The 22,650-nt window shown below is 58.9% G+C and carries 17 protein-coding genes; 10 read left to right on the top strand and 7 right to left on the bottom strand.

Annotated elements, in window-relative coordinates:
- Nucleotides 1-261: 261 nt before the first annotated feature.
- Entirely contained in the window at nucleotides 262-1,212 is a 951-nt protein-coding gene (locus tag QZ862_RS03265) for an endonuclease/exonuclease/phosphatase family protein (protein WP_296097466.1), read from the top strand.
- Nucleotides 1,213-1,575: 363 nt separating this feature from the next.
- Entirely contained in the window at nucleotides 1,576-3,900 is a 2,325-nt protein-coding gene (locus QZ862_RS03270) for a methyl-accepting chemotaxis protein (RefSeq protein ID WP_296097615.1), read from the top strand.
- A 156-nt stretch (nucleotides 3,901-4,056) separates the two neighbouring features.
- On the opposite strand, the gene QZ862_RS03275 is transcribed toward QZ862_RS03270, so the two are convergent.
- The 3 genes from QZ862_RS03275 to QZ862_RS03285 all read right to left on the bottom strand — a co-directional run bounded on the left by QZ862_RS03275 (nucleotide 4,057) and on the right by QZ862_RS03285 (nucleotide 10,153).
- Nucleotides 4,057-5,919 carry an ABC transporter ATP-binding protein gene (locus tag QZ862_RS03275; RefSeq protein ID WP_296097468.1) on the bottom strand — a complete coding sequence of 621 codons (1,863 nt, stop codon included), beginning with the start codon at nucleotides 5,917-5,919 and terminating at the stop codon, nucleotides 4,057-4,059.
- 239 nt (nucleotides 5,920-6,158) lie between these two features.
- Nucleotides 6,159-8,102: a methyl-accepting chemotaxis protein gene (locus QZ862_RS03280; protein WP_363315896.1), complete on the bottom strand. Its 1,944-nt coding sequence runs from the start codon at nucleotides 8,100-8,102 to the stop codon at nucleotides 6,159-6,161.
- A 194-nt stretch (nucleotides 8,103-8,296) separates the two neighbouring features.
- Nucleotides 8,297-10,153 (bottom strand): ABC transporter ATP-binding protein, encoded by a 1,857-nt coding sequence (locus tag QZ862_RS03285; protein ID WP_296014540.1) that lies wholly within the window; start codon nucleotides 10,151-10,153, stop codon nucleotides 8,297-8,299.
- 414 nt (nucleotides 10,154-10,567) lie between these two features.
- Here QZ862_RS03285 and QZ862_RS03290 point away from each other — a divergent pair, with 414 nt between their 5' ends.
- Complete coding sequence (locus QZ862_RS03290) at nucleotides 10,568-11,029, top strand: tRNA (cytidine(34)-2'-O)-methyltransferase (RefSeq protein ID WP_296040408.1); 462 nt, start codon at nucleotides 10,568-10,570, stop codon at nucleotides 11,027-11,029.
- Nucleotides 11,030-11,219: 190 nt separating this feature from the next.
- Nucleotides 11,220-12,872 carry a Na/Pi cotransporter family protein gene (locus tag QZ862_RS03295; RefSeq protein WP_296097470.1) on the top strand — a complete coding sequence of 551 codons (1,653 nt, stop codon included), beginning with the start codon at nucleotides 11,220-11,222 and terminating at the stop codon, nucleotides 12,870-12,872.
- Between the two features lie 147 nt (nucleotides 12,873-13,019).
- Here the strand turns inward: QZ862_RS03295 and QZ862_RS03300 are convergent, their stop codons facing one another.
- Nucleotides 13,020-13,295, bottom strand: a complete 276-nt coding sequence (locus tag QZ862_RS03300; RefSeq protein WP_296014533.1) for a hypothetical protein — start codon at nucleotides 13,293-13,295, stop codon at nucleotides 13,020-13,022.
- Between the two features lie 186 nt (nucleotides 13,296-13,481).
- Between QZ862_RS03300 and hemF the strand changes: the two genes are divergently transcribed.
- From hemF to QZ862_RS03315, 3 genes are all read left to right on the top strand, one after another.
- A complete protein-coding gene (gene hemF, locus QZ862_RS03305; RefSeq protein WP_296097472.1) occupies nucleotides 13,482-14,393 on the top strand; it encodes an oxygen-dependent coproporphyrinogen oxidase in 912 nt (303 codons plus the stop codon).
- A gap of 130 nt (nucleotides 14,394-14,523) precedes the next feature.
- On the top strand, nucleotides 14,524-14,790 hold the full coding sequence (locus QZ862_RS03310; protein ID WP_296014531.1) for a hypothetical protein: 267 nt from the start codon (nucleotides 14,524-14,526) through the stop codon (nucleotides 14,788-14,790).
- Between the two features lie 137 nt (nucleotides 14,791-14,927).
- Entirely contained in the window at nucleotides 14,928-15,116 is a 189-nt protein-coding gene (locus tag QZ862_RS03315) for a DUF1059 domain-containing protein (protein ID WP_296097474.1), read from the top strand.
- Between the two features lie 51 nt (nucleotides 15,117-15,167).
- Here QZ862_RS03315 and QZ862_RS03320 read toward each other — a convergent pair whose 3' ends face one another.
- From QZ862_RS03320 to QZ862_RS03330, 3 genes are read right to left on the bottom strand one after another with little or no spacing between them, the layout of a single operon-like run.
- Complete coding sequence (locus QZ862_RS03320) at nucleotides 15,168-16,430, bottom strand: CCA tRNA nucleotidyltransferase (protein WP_296097476.1); 1,263 nt, start codon at nucleotides 16,428-16,430, stop codon at nucleotides 15,168-15,170.
- Complete coding sequence (locus tag QZ862_RS03325) at nucleotides 16,427-17,065, bottom strand: CoA pyrophosphatase (protein ID WP_296097477.1); 639 nt, start codon at nucleotides 17,063-17,065, stop codon at nucleotides 16,427-16,429. Before QZ862_RS03325 ends, QZ862_RS03320 begins: the two co-directional genes overlap by 4 nt.
- On the bottom strand, nucleotides 17,062-17,685 hold the full coding sequence (locus tag QZ862_RS03330) for a DUF1285 domain-containing protein (RefSeq protein WP_296097479.1): 624 nt from the start codon (nucleotides 17,683-17,685) through the stop codon (nucleotides 17,062-17,064). Before QZ862_RS03330 ends, QZ862_RS03325 begins: the two co-directional genes overlap by 4 nt.
- A gap of 181 nt (nucleotides 17,686-17,866) precedes the next feature.
- On the opposite strand from QZ862_RS03330, the gene QZ862_RS03335 reads away from it, so the two are divergent.
- From QZ862_RS03335 to QZ862_RS03345, 3 genes are read left to right on the top strand one after another with little or no spacing between them, the layout of a single operon-like run.
- Nucleotides 17,867-18,877 carry a MoxR family ATPase gene (locus tag QZ862_RS03335; RefSeq protein WP_296014523.1) on the top strand — a complete coding sequence of 337 codons (1,011 nt, stop codon included), beginning with the start codon at nucleotides 17,867-17,869 and terminating at the stop codon, nucleotides 18,875-18,877.
- Nucleotides 18,878-18,922: 45 nt separating this feature from the next.
- The gene (locus QZ862_RS03340; RefSeq protein ID WP_296097481.1) at nucleotides 18,923-19,843 is read left to right on the top strand and encodes a DUF58 domain-containing protein; all 921 of its coding nucleotides are present in this window, start codon (nucleotides 18,923-18,925) and stop codon (nucleotides 19,841-19,843) included.
- Nucleotides 19,840-22,647, top strand: a complete 2,808-nt coding sequence (locus tag QZ862_RS03345; RefSeq protein ID WP_296097483.1) for a DUF4159 domain-containing protein — start codon at nucleotides 19,840-19,842, stop codon at nucleotides 22,645-22,647. The genes QZ862_RS03340 and QZ862_RS03345 overlap by 4 nt, the downstream gene beginning before the upstream one ends.
- Nucleotides 22,648-22,650: the final 3 nt, after the last annotated feature.

A 22,650-nucleotide genomic window follows, 5' to 3' on the forward strand; every position in this document is an offset into this window, starting at 1 on the left:
CCGCTCCGATTTGATCCAAGACAAACTCCATCCCCAGGGTCTCGGCCATGCTTGCGCGAAGACAAAATCGCGCTTGATATGTGTGATCGCAAAATATGCCCGACCTTGGCAAGAGGAAAGCACATAAAGCTGCCGCAATTTTGCCCCGCCCGACATTTTTTCGTCCGTTTTTCTCGGCCGACTGTCGATCCTGCAACATTGTGTGTTTGAGTGGCCCATGCTAATCGACATGCGGGAGAGCGAAGAGACGGGAATTTACGCGTGAAAGCACGGCTCACCTGCATCGCCTCGACTGCGATCATTGCGGCGCTTTTTTCCATAAGCTTCAGATATATCTATGATTTCTGGCTGCTCGCTTTCGTCACCAGCTTCCAGCTTCATATAGCGCTTCTGGCGTCGTTTGCCTCGGCAATCTGCCTTTGGGCATTGCGCTCGCGCCTGTTTGTCGCCCTTCTGGCTTGGTCACTGGTTCTCACGGCGCATGGCGTCATCATGCAACAGGATTTCTCCACAGACGGGATTTATTCGTCATCGGCCAAGCCGTTCCGGCTGTTGTCCTTCAATGTGCTGAGAGAAAACCGCAGAAGCGCCGAATCAATTGCCGATGCCATCGTCGCCTCGCAGGCGGACGTGGTCTACGTCATGGAAGCAGCGGCCCTGCGGAACGTCCTCCCCCGGCTTTCCCAGACCTATCCCTATCGTCTGGGTTGCGGCATCGCTGTCAGCGACTGCGATCTTCTGATGCTATCGAAGAGACCGCTCATCGATGGCAAGATCGGCAGCCTCAGCTACGTCAGCCAGGAACGGGCAGGCCTTGCCCATATCGACCTTGAGGGCGTAACGCTGACGCTTGCGCAGGTTCATCTGACAAAACCGTATTTCGACAAATATCATAGCGAAGAACTGAGCAAGCTTTCAGACATACTGGGCCAGATAGAGGGACCACTCATTCTCGGTGGTGATTTCAACTCCGCCAGCATCGTCCCCGATATGCGGGAGTTCATGGCGCAAACGCGCCTCGAGAAAGCGCCGTGGGAACCGGCAACATGGCCGATCCGCGCCGGACGCTTCGGCATCGCCATCGATCATATCTTCGCTCGCAAGCCAGCGACGCTGATGAGCGTCAAGCGTCTGCCAGACAATTTCGGCTCGAACCATTACGGGCTGATTGCCGACTTCATGATTGCTGCCAAGACAGTCGACGGCGACTGACACCTCACCCTATTCGAAAATCATCGACACTCAAAGTATATCGAGCGAAATTTAATTATTTCCTGAAATTTACTTATCCGGGAATCGGCACAGTTCACTTTTTCTGCCCCGCCCGCACGTTCGAAAAACAGGCACAAATCCAGGCAACGTCCGTCTTACTTTTCGTCCCAAACAAGGAAAGTGAATTCCTAATCTCGTCCCACTAAAATAAAGCACGACGACCCTGCGTTTAACAATACGCAATACAATTAATTATTTTTTTAAAAATTATAAGTAATAAATACTCTGTAATATCGTCGTGTGCCTATGTGTTCAGCTTAGACGAACGTAGAAATTGTTTACCCATCCCGGGAGAGTTCTGTGCTGGTTCCAAAAACTGCAATTGCCCGAAATATGTTTGCTATTGTCGCCACCGGGGTTGCAACCACCGTAGCAACGGCAAGCATTCTGCTTTGGATGTCGTATCGCACGGTCGAGGAGCGTTCAGTTTCGGAAATGGTTGCCAATGCCCATTCCAGCGCCGAAAAAGTGCAGACCCATTTTGCCAGCATCAAGACGCTTGCCTGGAACATGCGGTCCTCGCTTTACGCAATGAAGCGTAGCGGCACGCCGAGCCGCGATGGCATGACGGCATTCATGGAACGTCTCCTTTCGGACAATACTGCATTCGGCCTCAGCACGGGGTGGGAGCCCAATGCGTTCGACGGCAAGGACGTAGATTACGTAAACAAGCCGGGCCACGATGCGACAGGTCGCTTCATTCCCTATGTCGCGCGCGTCGATGGTAAGGTCACGCTCATGCCGCTGGTCGATTACGAAAAGCCCGGCGATGGCGACTACTATCTGGTGCCGAAATCGAACGGCAAGGACATGCTCACCGAACCTTACGACTACAAGGTCGGTGACAAGGTGGTCAACATGACCTCCTTCATGACGCCGGTGATGATTGACGGCAAGTTTGCTGGCGTCGTTGGCGTCGATAGCGCGCTCGACGCCCTGGCCAGCGAGATGGCTAAGTTAAAACCTTTGGGAGCGGGTTATGTCGCACTGCTGAGCCAGAAGGGCAATATAGTCAGCCACCCAGACAAGGCTACGTTGGGCAAGGCGCTGAAGGATTCCGGTCTGGATGCTCAGGCGTGGCAGGCTTTGATCGCCAATCCGGAAAAGCCGCTGGAGATCGCCGACAAGGATGGTACGCCCTATCTCTCGGTCGCTGTCCCGGTTCCACTTGCTGAAGGTGCCACATGGTTTACCGTCGTCAGCGTTCCGAAAGCTGTCGTCTTTGCCGAGGTCACATCGCTTGCTATAACCTCCATCATCATCATCGCGACTGCCGCCGGGCTAATGGTTGTCGTAGGTTGGTTGCTGGCAACGCGCATGCGCAAACGCCTGGACAAAGTCATCGTAGCCACCAGCGAAATCGCTCGCGGCAAAACGGATGTCGATCTCTCTCAATCAGTTCACAAGGATGAAATCGGCGAGATGGCCCGTTCGCTGGCTGTGCTGCGCGATGCGACCCTCGCCAAGACCCGCCTGGAGGCCGAGGCCGAACGTGACCGCGCAATAAGTGAAGCAGAACGTCGCGAGCGCGCCGAAGAAGCTGCCGAGCGCGAGCGTCAGACGCGTGCAGCCGTCGAAGCGCTGGCCGAAGGCCTGAACAAGCTCGCGGAAGGTGACATGACCCACAGGATCGATACCGCTTTCGCAGGCTCCCTCGATCAACTACGCCATGATTTCAACGCCGCAGTGATGAAACTCCAGGCCGCGCTGCGCTCGGTTGGCGATAACGCCAATGCGATCCGCGCCGGTTCGTCGGAAATTCGATCGGCCTCCGACGATCTGGCCAAACGTACGGAACAGCAGGCGGCCTCTGTCGAGGAAACCGCGGCAGCCTTCGAGGAAATTTCCACGACACTGCGTGATGCCACCAAACGCGCCGAAGACGCAGGCGTGCTCGTCGAGCAGACAAGGCTCGGTGCGGAGAAGTCGGGAGCAGTCGTCCAACGTGCCGTGGACGCGATGTCCGGCATCGAGGCCTCGTCTAGAGAAATTTCCAACATTATCGGCGTCATCGATGAAATCGCCTTCCAGACGAACCTTCTTGCGTTGAACGCAGGTGTGGAAGCCGCACGTGCTGGCGAAGCAGGCAAGGGCTTTGCCGTCGTTGCCCAGGAAGTGCGCGAACTGGCGCAGCGCTCTGCCAATGCCGCCAAAGAGATCAAGGCGCTGATTACCAAGTCTGGAACCCAGGTGACATTGGGTGTGGAACTTGTTGGTGAGACCGGAAATTCCCTGCTTCAGATCATCAACCAAGTTCAGGAAATCGATCGGAACGTCACAGCGATCGTCTTGTCGTCACGCGAACAGTCGACGGCCCTGAAAGAAGTCAGCGAAGCGGTGAACAACATCGATCAGGCAACGCAGAAGAATGCTGCAATGGTGGAAGAACAGACCGCCGCAAGCCATTCGCTCGCAAGCGAGGCAGATGAGCTGAACCGGCTGATATCGCAGTTTCGGATCGAGAACACCCAGTTTTCCGAAGCAGCACGTCCGGTCGCCGCCTCAGCAACGGAACATCGCCCCATCGCCTCCGCTGCCCGCGCACTCGGCAGCCGTCTCGCCAGTGCCTTTGGCGGCGGGAGGGCCACAGCGTCCAATGCGGCAGCAAAAGAGTGGGAAGAATTCTAACATCTTCAAAACAGAGCAGCAGGGCGGGCGCTTCGAGCGACCGCCCTTTTTTTGCTCATAAGATAGTGGCAGAGCTTGAAATGAGAATGGAAGTCATGACGCAGCGGAGCCGCATCTAACCGACACGTCTCGGACGCCCGGACAGGGCTCAAGATCTTATTCTCCTTCAGCATCCAGAAACCCACCGGACTGGCGAGCCCAGAGCTCCGCATAAAGCCCGCCACTTGCCACCAGTTCGCTATGGGTCCCCTGCTCCACGATCCGCCCGGCATCCATTACCACCAGCCTGTCCAGTGCCGCGATCGTTGAGAGACGATGCGCGATCGCCAGTACGGTCTTGCCCTTCATCAACTCGTCGAGGTTGGTCTGGATCGCCGCTTCCACTTCAGAATCGAGCGCGGACGTCGCCTCGTCCAGAATGAGGATCGGCGCGTCTTTCAGCATGACGCGCGCAATCGCGATACGCTGCCGCTGGCCGCCGGAGAGCTTCACGCCGCGTTCACCGACATGCGCGTCGAAGCCGCTGCGCCCACGCTGATCCTCCAGACGCGCAATGAATTCGTCCGCCTCGGCGCGTCGGGCGGCCTGCAGCACCTCTTCCTCCGTCGCATCCATGCGACCAAACATGATATTGTCGCGAATGGAGCGGTGGAGAAGAGATGTGTCCTGCGTGACCATGCCGATATGGGCGCGAAGGGTTTCCTGCGTCACATGGGCGATATCCTGTCCATCGATCAGAATGCGTCCCTGCTCCACGTCATAGAAGCGCAAGAGGAGGTTGACGAGGGTCGATTTGCCGGCACCTGATCGACCAACGATGCCGACCTTCTCACCTGGCGCAATCGTGAGATTGAGGTGGTCGATCACCCCTTTGCCACGGCCATAGTAGAAGCTGACATTATCGAAATGGATGCTCGGCACTGTCACCTTCAACGGCTTCGCATCGGTGGCATCGACGAGACCGATCGGTTTCGAAATCAGCTCGGCGGCGTTCTGCACGGTTCCAAAATTGCGCATGATTCCGTTGAACTGCGTCATCAACCGTCCGAGCAGGAAGTTGAGCCGCAAGACGAGCGCGAGCGTGAAGGCCACCGCGCCAGAACTGATCTTGCCGGACAGCCAAAGATCGATGCAAAGTGCAGCCATAGAGGTGATCATGATGCCGGAGAGCAGCGCCATCGATGCCCTCACCCCGGTAATGAAGCGGGTGAAGGTCATGGTCGTGCGCTGAAAGATGTCGAAGCCCTGCCGCATGTAGCGGTCATTGGCGTCGTCCCGACCGAACAGGCGTAGCGTCTGGATGTTGCCATAGGCATCCACCATGCGTCCATTCAGCATCGAAGCGGCTTCCGCAGTTTGCTTCGAATGATAGCGGATGCGCGGCACGAAGTAGCGTGCGAGCATGGAAAATACTCCCACCCACACCACGACGACAAGACCAAGTCGCCAGTCCAGCCCGCCGATCAGGAAGAGCATCGACACGGAATAAATGCCGACGAACCACACGCTTTCCATCAGCGACGTCACAAGATCGCCGGCCGCCTGCCCGCCGGACCACACCTTGGTAACGATACGACCGGAGAAATCGTTCTGAAAGAAGCTCAGCGATTGCCGCGCCACATGCATGTAGGATTGCCAGCGCACCAGATTATAAAAGCCCGGCGTGATGATCTGCTGATCGACGAGCGCCGTCAGCATGGTGACGACAAAGCGCACGACGGCGATCAAAAACAGCATTCCGATCAGTTCGTAGCCGTGGCTGGAGAGCAGACCGGACCATCCGTCAGCGGGTTTGACGGTGGACAGAATATCCACAAGCCGCCCGACAAACCAGAAGAGTGCTGCCTCGATTGCCGCGGTCAAACCGCCAAGCACCAGCATGGCGAAGAACGGCGCTTTGGCTTGCCTGAGATAGAACCAGATGAAACCGAACGTGTCTTCCGGCGGCCTCAGATCGTCCTTGCGGGCGAAGGGTTCGATCCAGTTCTCGAAGTAGCGGAAAACTTTTGTGATGATCATATTGATTGTATAGGCGGATTCTTGAGAGGGGCAAAGAACAGCGTCAATTATATTTTGGTAATGCGGGCCACATCATCTCGGAACACGTCTGCATGAGAAGCGCGATACGGGACATACGGCGCTTCAATGAAAAAGGACGGGAGATGTTCCCGCCCAAGACATCGGTATGAAAGATCGAAATCGATTTCGCAATGGCACGAAGCTTTACGATATGCTGCCCGTGCGAGGTAGCGCTCAGGTCAAAACTCGGTCCAGTTGTCTGGTGCTGCAGCTGCTGCTGCCGAACTCCTGCCCGAAAAGGCCGAGGCAAGCCGCTGGCCGAGCGCTCGTGCCGGAGAAGTTTGGCCCGGTTGACGAGGCGCCTGCGCGGGCTGCGCTACGATGCGCGTTGCCGATCCATCGTCGAGCTTGAACTGTGACAGAAGCTCCATGAGCGACGCAGCCTGCGATGCAAGACCGTAGGAGGCGGCGCTCGATTGCTCGACCATTGAGGCATTCTGCTGCGTGCCCTGATCCATCTGGTTGACGGCAGAGTTGATCTCGGAAAGGCCGGTAGACTGTTCTTTAGCTGATCCGACGACCGCCGCCACGTTTCGGTTGATCTCCTGTACTTCGGCAACGATGGTCTCAAGCGCTTGGCCGGTCTCGCCCACCAGATCCACACCGTCGCGCACCTGCACACCGGACTTGGTGATCAGAGCCTTGATTTCCTTGGCAGCACTCGCCGAGCGTTGGGCAAGCTCGCGAACCTCCTGCGCGACAACGGCAAAGCCCTTGCCGGCCTCACCAGCCCGTGCAGCTTCCACACCGGCGTTCAGGGCCAGAAGATTGGTCTGGAAGGCGATATCATCGATCACGCCGATAATATTGCTGATCTCGTTCGACGAATTTTGAATTTCCGTCATGGCGTTGACGGCTTTGCGCACGATTTGACCCGAACGCTCGGCACCGGCACGGGTTTTGGCAACCAGTTCGCCAGCCTCGCTCGCCTTTACAGCCGAGTCCTTCACCGCCGTCGTCACCTGTTCCAGCGCTGCGGCAGTTTCCTCGACCGACGCCGCCTGCTGTTCGGTTCGTCTTGCAAAATCGTCCGTGGCGGAGCGGATCTCCTTGGCACCTGCATCGATCATCCGGGCATTTTCACCGACTGAGCGAAGCGCTGCCTGCAGTTTCTCGACGGATTGATTGAAGTTGACGCGAACGCCGTCCAATTGGCCGACGAATGGTGTCTCAAGCCGGAATGTCATGTCGCCATTGGAAAGATGCGTCAGTCCGTCTGCCAAGCCGTCAACCGCAAACTTTACGGCAGCGGCTTCCTGCGCCTTCTGTTCCTCACGGGCTCGGCGTTCTTGCTCGCTCAGGTGGCGATTGGCATCGGCTTCCTTTTCAAGCCGCTCGCGCTCCAGTGCATTTGTTCTGAACACCGAAACGGCAGTCGACATGTCGCCGATCTCGTCCGCACGCGAACCATGCGGTATTTCACGGGCCGTATCGCCAGCGGCAAGCGCTTTCATCGCATTCGTTATGTCAGTGACTGGCCGGGCGATACGGAACAACGACAGGAATGCCGCACCGATGGCGATAATGACCACCGCTATGACCGCGGCAATCGTGGTTTTCATCGCCATATCGGACGTGTCTCCCAGTGTCTGGTACGACTGTCTCGCCAGCACCTTGTTGGCAGCAATCAAAGCGTCGATGCTCTTGGTGGACATGTCCGCGGCAGGGTACATTTTCTCTGTGCGCAGTGCGACCGCTTCGTTCAATTTGGAAGCAGCAAGAAGATTAGCAACGTCACCGCCGGTGCGCTCGTAATCGCCGACAGCCTTCGAAAGCTCGCCGAAGATGCGCTTCATTTCCGGAACCACGACCGTGGAGCCATAGGCGTCGAACGCCTTTTGCCTTGTCGCGATTGCAGCCTGGATGGACGCCGACATAGCATTGACCTCTTCGGGCGTCCGCGCACTGAGAAGAAGGGCATATTGGCGACGGACGTCGCCAAAACTGCGGTCCATGTCGCTGATGAGAAGCGTACGCTCCATACGGTTTGCAAGTCCCGAACCCTCTCTCTCCATCACGCGCATGGAATAGATGGCCAACCCGCCCTGTATTGCCCCCACGACAATCAGTACGCAGAAAAGAACGGGCAACAGCACTTTGATTTTCATATTGAATAAACGCACGATATCCCCCGATATTAGGCCGCACAGCCTCTGCGAAACATACGCACGCAATAATAAAGAACATTATTAAACAAGAAGTAATTGATGAATGCCAATTCAGGGAGGGATTCCTTAAAAAATGGCCCGCGATCCTTCGAGCGCGAGCCATATACTTCGTAATACTTATTACATCGGGAAACGGTTATAAACGCTTCTTATTCCCCTGCCTCTTTCATCGCCGGCTCCTCGTCCGCGATGAAGCCGCCTGACTGGCGCTGCCACAGATCGGCATAGATGCCGCCATGGGCCACCAGTTCGGAATGCGTGCCCGCCTCAACAATCTTGCCCTTGTCGAGGATGATCAGCCGGTCCATCTCGGTCAGCGTCGAGAGCCGGTGGGCGATCGCAATCACCGTCTTGCCTTCCATCAGCGCGAACAGGTTTTCCTGGATCGCCTGTTCGACTTCTGAGTCCAGCGCCGAGGTCGCCTCATCGAGGATCAGGATTGGCGCATTCTTCAGGAACACACGCGCAATCGCGATACGCTGACGCTGACCACCGGAGAGCTTGACACCGCGTTCGCCGACCTGGGCATCGAGACCCTGGCGGCCATGCATATCCACCAGCGTTTCGATGAAGTCCCAGGCATTGGCGCGCTTGGCGGCAGCGATGATCTCTTCATCGCTTGCACCGGGATGACCATAGGCGATGTTGTCGCGAATGGTGCGGTGCAGAAGCGAGGTATCCTGCGTCACCACGCCGATCAGGCTGCGAAGACTGTCCTGTGACACCTTGGAAATATCCTGCCCGTCTATGGTGATCCTGCCGCCCTCCAGATCGTAGAAGCGCAACAAGAGGTTCATCAGTGTCGTCTTGCCTGCACCCGAGCGCCCAACGAGACCGACCTTTTCGCCCGCCTTGATGTCCAGCGTCAGCCCATCGATGACACCCTTGTTCTTTCCGTAGTGGAAACGGATATCGTCGAACAGGATCGCCCCCTTATGCGCGGTCAGCGTCGGCGCATTGGCAGCATCAACAATGTCATGCGGCTTGGTCATCATCGACATGCCATCATAAACCGTGCCGATGTTCTCAAATAGCGCGGTAACTTCCCACATGATCCACTGCGACATGCCGTTAACGCGCATGGCAAGGCTAATGGCAATTGCTACCGAACCCGCAGTAACTGAGCCCTGCATCCAAAAATACAGGCCAAGCCCCGCCGTCGAGAACATCACGATCGCATTGTTGATGTCGATCAGCATGTTGAAGCCGGAAATCTTGCGCATCTGGCGGTGAACGGTTCCGAGGAAGACGTCCATGCCCTCACGCGCATAGACCTCCTCGCGCCCCGCATGCGAGAACAGCTTGATGGTGGAGATGTTTGTGTAGCTGTCAACGATGCGACCCGTCATCATTGAACGCGCATCGGCCTGCTCCTGCGCCAATCGACCGAGCTTCGGCACAAAATAGGTCAGGATGCACAGATAAAGCCCGAGCCAGATCAGTAGCGGGATCACCAACCGCCAGTCGGCAGCCGCTACCATGAACAGCATCGAGATGACGAAGCTGATCGCATAGACGAAAACGTCGATGATCTTCAGCGCCACTTCGCGGATGGCAAGCGCCGTCTGCATGACCTTGGTCGACACGCGTCCCGCGAACTCATTGGCGAAGAAGGTCATGGAATGGCGCAGCAGATAGCGATGCATCCGCCAACGCGCGATCATGCCGAAATTACCGGCCAGCGTCTGGTGCATGGTCATGGTGTGGATCGAACCCATCAATGGAAGCGCGATCAAAACCAGCGCTCCCATACCGACGAGATGCCAGCCCTCATCCGCGAAGAAGGTCTCGCGGTTGGCGGTGGACAGCCAATCGACGATGCTTCCAAGAAACTTGTACAGCATAGCCTCGGCAATCGCGATGCCCATAGACATCAGGCCAAGCAAAAGCAGCCAAGGCCATGCCGGCTTCACGTAATGCCACATGAAGGCGATCAGCGTCTTCGGCGGTGTCGACGGCGTGGACGAAGGGAATGGATCAAGTCGTTTTTCAAACCAGCCAAACATGAGGCTAAGCTCCGAATAGAATACCCCGAAAGAACATGCGCAATGGACGTGAAGCGCCAAAGCCAGAACGGGAAAACACATGGAACGTGGCCGTAACAGCCACATGACGAAATTTTAAATCGGAAAAGTGCGGGAAACCCGCAGAGACACACCTAGGCCTGAAGCGGCATCACAAAGGCCGGGAGGCGATATCGATTGTACTGATGCATCTGAACCTCCTATGGCTGGTGTTGAAGATGAGGCCTTGTAGCTTAAAAACTAAACATTGACCAGATGGAAACGACCACAACCGAAAGATTGTGTCGCTCAAGAGCTGGGTTGTGGCGCTTGGGTGACAGGCACAATGGCCCATGGCTGTTCATAACGATTGGTCCATGCTAACGCCGACCCCTCATCCATCATAGGAACACCATCATGCCGGACATCAGGATCGCTCTTTACCAGCCCGATATTCCAGGTAACACCGGCACGATCCTGCGGCTGGCGGCCTGTCTCGGCCTTGGCGTCGACATCATCGAACCGGCAGGCTTCGATATTTCCGACCGCAACCTGAAGCGGGCGGGAATGGATTACATCGCTGCAGCGGCCCTCACCCGCCACGTCAACTGGGAACGGTTCGAGGAGTGGCGCGCCGCAACCGGCAGGCGTCTTGTGCTGGCCTCAACGAAGGCTGCGCTACCCTACACGAAGATCGACTACCGACCGGACGACATCCTGCTCTTCGGTCGCGAAAGCGCCGGCGTGCCCGACCATGTCCATGACAAGGCTGACGAGCGCGTTCTGATCCCTATGGTGGAAGGTCAGCGCTCCATCAATGTCGCCGTCTCGGTCTCGATGATCGCCGGGGAAGTTCTTCGTCAAACATTCTGGCCATAACTTTTCGGCGTTTCTGAAAAGATTGTTTCAGAAAGCTCTGTACCGCTGAACTTTTCGCCCCTATGTTGGTTAGCCAACGAAAGATTTCCCGCTCGATGTCTTCTCGCCCCGCATGACCCTCATGCCGAGGAGATCCTCGCACAAGGCTATTCTTCGATCATGACCGAAAGACGTAAAGGAGTGGCCGTTCATGGAATCCACCATCGTTATCGTCAATCTGCTTGGAGCGGTGGCGCTGCTCCTCTTCGGTCTGACGCAGGTCAAGGATGGCGTCACACGCGCCTTTGGCGTCAAGCTCAGAACCATCCTGGCAACAAGCACCAGAAATGGCCCCCGCTCATTCGTTTCCGGCTTTTTCGCCACCATCGCGCTGCAGAGTTCGACCGCCACGGCACTCACCGTTGCCTCTTTTGCCGAGCGTGATCTGATCCGCCCGCGCATGGCGCAGATCGTTCTCCTCGGCGCCAATGTCGGCACCGCCGTTACCGCCTGGATTTTCGCGACCGGCGTGGCCTGGCTATCTCCGCTTCTCATTGTCTCCGGCATCGTGCTGCGCAAGGGTAGCTCCAACGCACGCCAGGGCGGCGGCACGGCGCTGGTCGGTGTCGGACTGATGCTGTTGTCACTGCATCTATTGAGCAATGCCACCGAGCCGATGCGCGCATCACCCGCACTCGGCGCCTTTATCGGTCTGCTGGACGATGCATGGCCAGTGGCGCTGCTCCTCTCGGCAGCCATGGCCTTCTTTTCCTCCTCCAGCCTCGCCATGGTCGTACTGATCCTGTCGCTTGCCTCGGCTGGAATTCTTTCGACCGGCCTCATCATCGTTCTCGTCCTTGGCGCAAATCTCGGCGGCGCGATCCCGCCGGTGATCGCGACAATGAGCGGTCCTGCTGCGGCACGGCGGATCACACTCGGCAATCTGGTCATCCGCGCCATCGGCTGCGCCATCGCCATGCCGCTTGCCTCCTATGGTGCGATAGCGTTGCAGCGACTTCCTCTGTCGGAAAGCATGCTGCCGGTCGATGCGCATCTGATTTTCAACATTTTGCTGACCATCGTCGCGTGGCCGCTCTCCGGCTTCGTCTCCGACCTGATGGCTAAGGTCGTACCGAGCGATGTGCAAAGCGATGATGGCCCACGCTTTCTCGACAAGGATGCGCTCGACACACCGGTCGTCGCGCTCGCCAATGCCACGCGCGAAGTTCTGGTTATCGGCGATACGATCGAGCGCATGCTGATCCGCGCCGAAAACGCGTTCAAGCACAATGATCTGGCGCCGCTTACCGAAATCGCAGCCCTTGAAAAGAAGGTGGACCAGCTGCAGCAGGAGGTGAAGATCTATCTCTCGCAGCTTGGCCGCAAAGGACTGGATGAGAACGATGCCCGCCGCTCGATCACCGTCATCGACTACGCCATCAATCTCGAGCACATGGGCGACATCATCGAGAAAGGTCTGTGCGAGCAGATCCGCAAGAAAATCCTCAACGGCTTCAAATTCTCAGATGAAGGCTATGACGAGTTGAAGACGCTCTTCGACATGACCATCGAAAACCTGCGCGCTGCGCAGAGCGTCTTCGTTACCGGCGATTTCGCGCTTGCAAGGCGCCTGATGGAAATCAAGATCGACATTCGTCGCCTTGAAAAGCGCTCGTCAGGCCGTCACCTCGAACGCCTGCGCGACGGCTTGATGGAAAGCCTCCAGACCAGCTCGCTGCATCTCGACATGCTGCGAGACCTGAAGCGCATCAATGCTCACATCGTCTCCGTGGCACATCCCATTCTGGACGAGAGCGGCATTCTGGGAGAGAGCCGCCTTCGCACTGCGGAGACGCGGGCGTGAGAGCCTAGCAGCGAGGTTGTTGGCGCGCTCTGCTATCTGCTCAACCCATCGCCGTCATCGTCGGGCTTGACCCGAGGATCGATCTTTTTGGAGCCCGAAAATGATGGAAGTGGGTCTGGACCGTCCCGGCAAAACAGCGCCCGCCCCTTAATCCGCCGAGGGCAAACGCCGCATGGTGAACTCGATCTGGTCGCCTTCCAGCTGCCGCCAGCTTTCCACTTCGGTCCAATAAGCGGCCTTTGGAAATTCCTCGAACCATTCTTTCGCCTTGGCGCGGGCCTCGGCCCGCGTCATGCAAAAGGTCTGGCGCACGAACATGCCGCTTTTCTGATTTTTGAGCACGCCTCCATCGCGGTCGCGGCGGTGAGCGGCGATCCTGCGTTTCAGGCCTTCGAGCGGTGGCGGTCCGGTAAATTTCGTCATGCCAATACCTCTTATGCTCGAAAGATAATGTGCGTCTGCCCGCTTGGCGAGTCGAAATCGCATCGGCAACACATGGCGATCACCTTTTGTTGGAAGGCATTTGTGCGCGCAAAACCGCTACACACTTCTGATGGAAATGATCTAAACCGTCAGAACAAAAATCGAATCGCATGAAGGAGACCGGATATGGAACGCCCCGTTTTGCCAAAGGGCCTGCCGGACGACATCGAGGACAAGAAGGCGATCGCCAAAGCCTGGTTCGAGAGCCTGCGAGACACGATCGTTGCCTCCTTCGAGACGATCGAGGATGAGCTTCAGGGTCCACTCTCCGACCAGCCTCCGGGACGCTTCGTCCAGAAAAAATGGCTGCGCGATGAGGGTGAAGGCGGCGGCGGCATCATGTCGATGATGGAAGGTCGGGTTTTCGAAAAGGTCGGCGTCCACACCTCAACCGTCCATGGCGAATTTTCCGAGGAATTTCGCAAGCAGATACCGGGCGCCGACGAGGACCCGCGCTTCTGGGCATCCGGCATTTCGCTGATTGCCCACCCGGTCAATCCGAATGTGCCTGCGGTGCATATGAACACGCGCATGGTGGTCACGACCAGCCACTGGTTCGGCGGCGGCGCCGATCTGACACCGGTGCTGAACCGCCGCCGCACCCAGGACGATCAGGATACCCAACTCTTTCACCGCGTCTTCGAGATCACCTGCAACCGCCACGCGGTCGCGGACTATCCGCGCTACAAGCAATGGTGCGACGAATACTTCTTCCTCAAGCATCGCAACGAGCCGCGCGGTATCGGCGGCATCTTTTTCGACTGGCTGCACCCGGAGGAAGACAAGGGCGGCTGGAACGCCAATTTTGCTTTCGTCCAGGATGTCGGACGCGCCTTCAACCTCGCCTACCCCAAGATCGTGCGCGGCAACTTCAACCATCCGTGGACGGAAGAGGATCGCGACGAGCAACTCATCCGTCGCGGCCGCTATGTCGAGTTCAATCTGCTCTACGACCGCGGCACGATTTTTGGCCTGAAGACCGGCGGCAATGTAGAGTCGATCTTGTCGTCTCTTCCACCCGTGGTGCGCTGGCCTTGAAACGTTCGAACGATCACGAAGTTTTTGATGCTCTTTCGCGTAAAAGGCCGATTTTTGAAAAATTGGCCCTACCGCAAATTCAGCGCAGTGCTACTCTGTGAGTCCTAGATGGACTGGAGGAGATATCGTGATGATGACTTCGAACAGCATGCCCATTTCTACGGTAAACGGCACACAGCCGCGCATTATTCCTACATCACAACTGATAGAGCGACTGGCGGCGGAAATGCGCGAGACGGGGGATCGCGAACTGCCGTTGTCTTTCTATGTCGAGCAGGTAAAGCGCAAGCTGGCCAATGAAAACGCCGCCAACGACGACAAGGTAGCCGAACCGGCTGGCCCTGCCGTTGCCACGTCCTCAGTCTTCGCCTGCTGGGCGCTTCCCGAACAGGGCTGAGCAACACGGCACTCTTCACGCCTCGCAAACGGCGGGGCGTAACTTCAATCCAGGAACATAACCCCTCCGCAACCGTTTGGATGGTGTGGCCGGCTGCAACTGCGGCCCTGGCCATTAATCCATATAGGGAGGCTGTTATGAGACTTTTCGAATGTGGAACATTGGTGCCCGGCTGCGAGTGGCACACCCGTGCCGATGAAGACGCCGAGGTTGTCCGCCGCAGTGTCGAGCACATGCGTCAAGCCCATGGTGAAACGATCATTCGCGAAACCATGGTCGAAAATATCAAGGCCCGCATCCGCGACGAGAACAACGTCGAGGCCTGATTCCAGTGCTATTTTACCGCTCACCCCGGACGCGATCCGGGGTGACACGGATTACGGACGATCCTGCAGTTTGCGGGTCAGACGAGACAGCAAGGCCTCGCGATCCAGCGCGAAATTTCCATCAATCCACGTTGCTTCAAGCTCACCTAAAATCTCGCCCACTTGCGGACCGGCGGGAAGGCCTGCGGCCAAGGCATCAGCGCCGCTTAACGGAAACGCGGGCTTGCTGAACTTCTCGGCGCGCGTCAGCAGCATGGAAAGGCGGGCGATCTTCTGCATCGATGCGTCTGCGCCAAACACATCCGCCCTTGCGGAGGCGAGGGCAAGCTTCAGCCTTGCCTTGACGCCCTCGATACCCTGCCGATAGAGCAGACGATCAAGCGCAGTCTCGGCGAGCGACGGATCGACGGCTGGCGCTTTCGCCCATTGATCGAGACGCGCCGCCTCGTTCTTGGACATGCGCAAGCGGCTGGCAAGAGCGGCAACACGTTCCGCATCGGGCGGGATGATGGATGCGAGCCGCAGCATAGGGTCGGGCTTCCAGCCAAGCGCCTGCTCGGACGCGACCAGACCATGGATCGCGTCGATGCCCCATTTCTCCGTTTCCGGCAGAATTTGCGCAAGCACACCGGCTTGCCGCATCCAGAGCAGGGCTCTCGACGGATCGTCAGCGGAAAGCAACTTCTTCATTTCGCTCCACACCCGCTCGGCAGAGAGTGTCGAGAGCTTGTCCTTGGCGCGTGCGCTTGCCCTCAAGCCATCCGCATCCGGACGGCCAGAGCCGTAATAGGCAAAGAAGCGGAAGAAGCGCAGGATGCGCAGGTGATCTTCGGCGATGCGCGTTGCCGCATCGCCAATAAAACGAACGGTCTTGGTTTCGATATCGGCAAGTCCACCGATCAGGTCGATGACCTCGCCGGAAGCATCCGCGTAAAGCGCATTGATCGTCAGGTCGCGGCGTTCGGCGTCTTCTTTCCAGTCTGTTCCGAAAGCCACTTCCGCATGACGTCCGTCGGTCGTCACATCGCGGCGAAGCGTGGTCACCTCATAGCCCTCGCCATCCACTACCAGCGTCACCGTGCCATGGTCGATACCCGTCGGCACCGCCTTGATGCCGGCCTCTTTCGCCCGCTCCACCACATCCTGCGGAGGTAGCGTCGTTGCCATATCGATGTCGCCGACCGGCATCCCCATCAGCGCATTGCGAACGGCACCACCCACCACGCGCACTTCGCCCCCATCGGCGTTCAGAAGCGAAAAAATCCGCTGAAGGCCGGGTTTGGAAAACCAGCTCTGCCCGGCAATGCCGCTCATGAATAAAACCTCTCGTAAATGCTGCGCACGATCCCCGCCGTAATGCCCCAAATGTAGCGCTCGCCATAGGGCATTTCGTAGAAAAAGCGCTCTCTCCCCTGAAACATCCGGCTGCCCCGGTTGTGGTTGGCAGGGTTCATCAGGAAAGACAGCGGCACCTCGAACACCTCATCCACCTCGTCCGGGTTGGGCGTCAGGGTAAAACCGCGTTTGACGACCGCCAGCACAGGCTTGATGCGAAACCCGGTGCCGGAAATATAGTCCGGCATGCGTCCGACGGTCTCGATGAATTGGCGCGAGACGCCGATCTCCTCTTCCGTCTCCCGCAACGCCGCCTCTTCCGGCGAGCGATCTTGCGCATCGATCCCGCCACCGGGGAAGGAAATCTGGCCGGAATGATTGCGCAACGTCTTGGTCCGCTGGGTAAAGATCACCCGAGCCTCGTCGCGGTCATCGATGACTGGAACCAGCACAGCCGCGTTCTTCAGCCGGATGCCATCGCCGGAAAGTCGGATGCCGGGGTTCAAATGATGGTCACCGAGGTCACGGCCCTCGCGCTCGGCAACGCCTTCGCCATCTTCAAGAACACGCCGCCGGAAATCGGCGGCGGAATAGGTCATCAGGTCGGCATTCATCGGGCAAGCGCTTCCAGCTCATCGGCAGGCATGATCGGAAACACCTCTCCGCCCGAGCGCACGGAGAACATCTCTCTGCCATCGACCTCGATCACCTCGCCGAGCTCGACCAGATCATACATCACTGCGCGAGACACCAAGGCCTCCAGCCGCCCGCGCACGAGAAGGTAGGGTTTGAGTTCGTCATTATCGCCGCCCGTGGTGAAGCGCAGCGGATGATTGCGCCCCGCCTCTACCACATCACCAACATTTGTACGGAAGGTCAAAAGTGGGTCACCGTCCCTTCCGCTCACGCTCATCTCGACGGCAATGAAGGGCGCATCGGCAACACGAATGCCAACCTTCTCCACAGGCGTGACGAGATAGGTCTTGCCATCCTCGTCCTTGCGCAAAACCGTGGAAAACAGCCGCACCAGCGGCGCTCTGCCGATCGGCGTGCCCATATAGAACCATGTTCCGTCAGCGCGGATTTCCATATCGAGATCGCCGCAGAAAGGCGGGTTCCATTTCTCTACCGGAGCCGGTCCGCGGGGCTTGTCGCCCGCCTGCTCTCTGGCGCGGGAAATCAATGCCGCAAGCCCTGCCGCATCCGGTGCCGCATTAATCCTGTCATCTGCCATATTCGAGCCCTGCTTTGCCAATTATGCAATAAAGGAACATGGGTAACGAGATAGTCATTTAAAGGATGCTTGTCAGCGGTAAGCGTGGCAATAAGCTATAGGCAGCGCCAAATCCCTCCTGTATTCCAATAGGAAGGTTGACGTTTAAGAACCGCTGCGGCGGGGTTTTGAGGAGAGCCATATGGGCGTGATGAACACCACCGAAACCCTCGACGAGAAGACGATCGTCGCCGCTGCCGAAAAGGCATTGGCCGATATCGCTGCCATTCGCGGCGAAGTCTCCAAGGTCATCTTCGGTCAGGAGAAGGTGGTGCAGAACACGCTCCTTGCCATCCTGTCCGGCGGCCATGCGCTGCTTGTCGGCGTGCCGGGTCTGGCCAAAACCAAGCTCGTCACCACGCTCGGCACCGTCCTTGGGCTCGATGCCAACCGCATCCAGTTTACCCCGGATTTGATGCCGTCCGATATTCTCGGCTCCGAAGTCATGGATCAGGATGAGAGCGGCCGCCGCTCCTTCCGCTTCATCAAGGGTCCGATCTTCGGCCAGCTTCTGATGGCGGATGAAATCAACCGCGCAAGCCCCCGCACCCAATCGGCGCTTCTGCAATCCATGCAGGAATATCACATCACCGTGGCCGGCCAGCGTTACGACCTGCCCAAACCTTTCCATGTGCTCGCAACCCAGAACCCGCTGGAACAGGAAGGCACCTATCCCCTGCCCGAAGCGCAGCTCGACCGCTTCCTGCTGCAGGTGGATGTCGATTATCCGGAGCTTGCCGCCGAACGCCAGATCCTTCTCGACACCACCGGAACGGCATCTGCCGAAGCGCGCCGGATGATCGAGTCCGAGCGGCTGATCGAAATCCAGACGCTGATCCGTCAGATGCCGGTCAGCGACAAGGTGGTGGATGCGATCCTCAGCCTCGTCCGCTCCGCACGCCCCGGTCAGGGAAACAAGCTGACCGACAAGAATGTGGCATGGGGTCCAGGACCGCGTGCCGGTCAGTCGCTGATGCTGACGGCGCGTGCACGTGCGCTTTACGAAGGTCGTCTGGCGCCCTCGCTCGATGATATCTATGCGCTGGCAGAACCCGTGCTGGAACACCGCATGGCGCTGACCTTTGCAGCGCGTGCCGAAGGTATGTCGGTGCGGGACGTCATTGCGGGACTTGTCGAGCAGGCGAAGAACTAAACCGTCACCAAAGACGACGGTCTTTAGAAACAGACAGGAGCGCATGTGGCATCCATCGGCCAGATCGTAGAGCAGACATCGGGCAGCGAAGTGCTGGCCCGCGCGCGCCAGCGCGCCGCTCTGGTGCCGGATTGCATGGTAGAAGCAAGGCGTATCGCCAACACCGTGACCGCCGGCTGGCACGGCCGCCGCAAGCGCGGCATCGGCGAAAACTTCTGGCAGTTCCGCCCCTATGCCGATGGCGAAAGCCTGTCGCGCATCGATTGGCGGCGCTCCGCCCGCGACGATCATACCTATGTGCGCGACCGAGAATGGGAAGCCGCCCATACGATCTGGCTCTGGGCGGACCTCTCGCCCTCGATGATGTACAAGTCGACGCTCGGCACCGTCTCGAAGGAAAGCCGCGCGCTGGTTCTGCTGCTGGCGCTGGCGGAGATTCTGGCCCGTTCCGGTGAGCGCATTGGTTGTCCTGGCATCATGGAACCGGTCTCTGCCCGCAACGCCGCCGAACGATTGGCCAATGCGATCATGCACGCACCGGCCACCACTGGTCTTCCCGACACGAGCATGATCCGTGGCGCGAGCGACATCGTGCTGATCGGCGATTTTCTCGATGACGCGACGACCATCATGGAGAGGCTCTCGCCGCTCGCACGCCGCGGGCTTGGCGGTCATGTGGTGGAAATTGCCGATCCAGCGGAAGAGGTCTTCCCCTATAGCGGACGCACGGAGTTTTCCGATCCGGAGACCGGCGAGAAACTGACCTCGGGGCGCGCCGAAACCATTCGTGAGGATTACACCCGGGCCTATCTTGCCCGCCGCGAAGCGCTGTCCTCGTCGCTGCGCAGGCTCGGCTGGAACTTCGTCTTCCACCGCACCGACCATCTGGCCTCCGAAGCATTGGTCGCCATGCATATGTATCTCTCCGGCTCTCCCGCAGGCGGGCGCAACGGTGGCCGCACATGAGCGCGCTGCCCTTCGTCTTTACCAGCCCCTACATACTCTTCGGCCTGCTGGCGCTGCCCGCCATCTGGTGGCTCCTCCGGCTGACGCCCCCCCGCCCCAAGGCGGAAGTCTTTCCGCCGCTTCGTATCCTTGCAACGGTGCTGAAGCGCGAGGAAACACCGTCGAAAAGCCCGTGGTGGCTGACGCTGCTGCGCATGCTGCTGGCCGCCGCCGTTATTCTTGCGCTTGCCGATCCCGTCATCAATCCGCGCGACAACACGCTCGCCGGAAGCGGCCCGCTGGTGCTGGTCGTCGATAATGGCTGGGCCTCGGCGCCGGATTGGGACCGCCGGGTCAGAACCGCCGAAGCGCTGATCGGCGATGCCGAGCGGGCCGAGCGCCCGGTCTCGCTGACGTTCACCGCAGACCGCGAACATGATGCCGAGCCTGGCACGACGGCAGCCGCACTGGAAAAACTTGCCGCCGCCAAGCCGCAGCCGCTGGTGCCGGATCGCGTCCGCGCGGCTGAAGCCGTGATCGAGGCGATGAACGGCACGACGCCCGGAACGCTCGCCTTCATCACCGATGGCGTCGCAACGCCGGAAGACCGTGCAGCACTCAGCAGCCTTGCCAGCCTGCAAGCCTCCGAATTTCGTGTGATCGAAGGCGATGGCCAGCAGGTGGCAGCCATTACCGGTGCGGAAAATGGCGCCGAAACCATGAGTGTTTCGCTGTCGCGCCTCAATACTAACGGCCCGGCCAATTACACGATCAATGCCCAGGATGCCCAAGGCCGCATTCTGGCAAGCGACGGCGCAAGCTTTGCCCCCGGCGCCGCCGAAACCACCGCCAAGCTCAACGCACCCTTCGAACTGCGCAACGATTTTGCCCGCCTCTCCATCGACCGGCTCTCCACCGCGGGTTCGGTCCACCTGCTGGATGACGGTTTCCGCCGCCGCCGAGTGGCGCTTCTTGCCGGTGAGACCGGCAATGATTTCCAGCCGCTTCTCCAGCCGCTCTATTACATCAGCCGCGCCCTGCAGCCCTATGTCGATCTTGTGCCGCAACAGCAGCCGGATCTCGCCGTCGCTATTCCCGAGCTGCTGCAAAGCAATCCATCCGTCATCGTCATGGCCGATATCGGTCGTCTGCCGCAGGAAACCTATGCGCCGCTGGAACGCTGGCTTTCGCGGGGCGGCACGCTGATCCGATTTGCCGGTCCACGCCTTGCCGCAGCACCCGCTGAAGATCCGCTGGTGCCGGTGACCTTGCGCCAGGGCGAACGCGCTCTCGGCGGCGCTCTGTCCTGGGCTGAACCGCAGCCGCTCGCAGATTTCCCCAATTTCGGTCCCTTTGCCGGGATGCCGCGCGCAGACGGCGTCCACATCAAGCGCCAGGTGCTGGCCGAACCGACGCCTGATCTTGCCGAGCGTACTTGGGCAAGCCTTGCCGATGGCACGCCGCTGGTCACCACACGCACGGTCGATGCCGGTCGCATCGTGCTCTTCCATGTCAGTGCCGAAGCGAGCTGGTCGGACCTGCCGATCTCCGGCCACTTCGTCGAAATGCTGCGCCGGATCGTTCAGCAGTCGCAGGTCGGCGGCTCGTCGGCGTCTGCAAATGCGCCGGCCGCAGCACTTCCGCCCTATCGCGTTTTGACCGCGACCGGCTCGCTCTCGCCCGATATCGGCTCGGCTCGCCCGCTGGAAGCGCGCCCCGGCCAGACGCCACGCGCCAGCTTCGACAACCCGCCCGGCCTTTACGGCACGGAGACCGGCTTCGTCGCCCTCAACCTTTTGCCCCCCGGCGCCACGCTTCGCCCGATCGACACATCGCTTGCCGGAACGGCTGTTGCGACCGAAGGCCTTGTCGGGGAAGCGGCGACATCGCTTCGCCCTGCCCTCTTCATCGCGGCTCTCCTCATGCTCTTTGCCGATAGCCTCATCATCCTTTTCATGAGCGGCGGTTTCTCTCGTGTTTCGCGCTCCCGCTCAGCCACTGCCGCCATTCTGATTGCCGCAGTCGGCGTGTTCGCCATGCTTCATCCGAAATCCGTACATGCAAACGATGCGAAGCCAGGCGACGAAGAAATCCTCAACCATCTCGACACGACGCATCTTGCCTATGTGAAAACCGGCGAGGACGAGGTGGACCGCATCTCGCAACAGGGCCTGCAGGGGCTCAGCGAGTTCCTGACATGGCGCACCACGCTCGAACCGGGCACGCCGGTCGGCCTCGATATCTCCAAGGACGAGCTGTCCTTCTACCCGATCATCTACTGGCCGATTTCCGCCAATGCGCCAATGCCGTCCACAGCGGCGATCTCGCGCATCGACGCCTACATGCGCGCCGGTGGCACCGTGCTTTTCGACACCCGCGACCAATTTTCATCTTTGAATAGCGGCACCAGCGCCAACGGGCAGCGGCTTCAGGAAATCCTTGCCAATGTCGATATCCCGCCACTGGAGCCCGTGCCGCAGGATCACGTCCTCACCCGTTCCTTCTATCTGCTGAAAAATTTCCCCGGTCGCTACACCGGCAGTCCGCTCTGGGTTGAATCGCGCCAGGATGCGGCAAAGACCACATCGGGCATTTCCTCTTCAGGCGATGGAGTTTCCCCGATCATCATCACCGGCAACGATTTTGCCGGCGCATGGGCGGTAGACGACAATGGCGCGCCGGTCCTGCCCACCGTTCCGCCGGATGAAATGCAGCGCGAACATGCCTTCCGGTCCGGCGTCAACATCATGATGTATATGCTGACCGGAAACTATAAAGCCGATCAGGTGCATGTCCCCGATATTCTCCAAAGACTGGGGCAGTAACGC

Origin of the sequence: uncultured Agrobacterium sp. (assembly GCA_913777615.1) — a bacterium.
In the GTDB taxonomy this organism is placed as follows: Bacteria; Pseudomonadota; Alphaproteobacteria; order Rhizobiales; family Rhizobiaceae; genus Agrobacterium.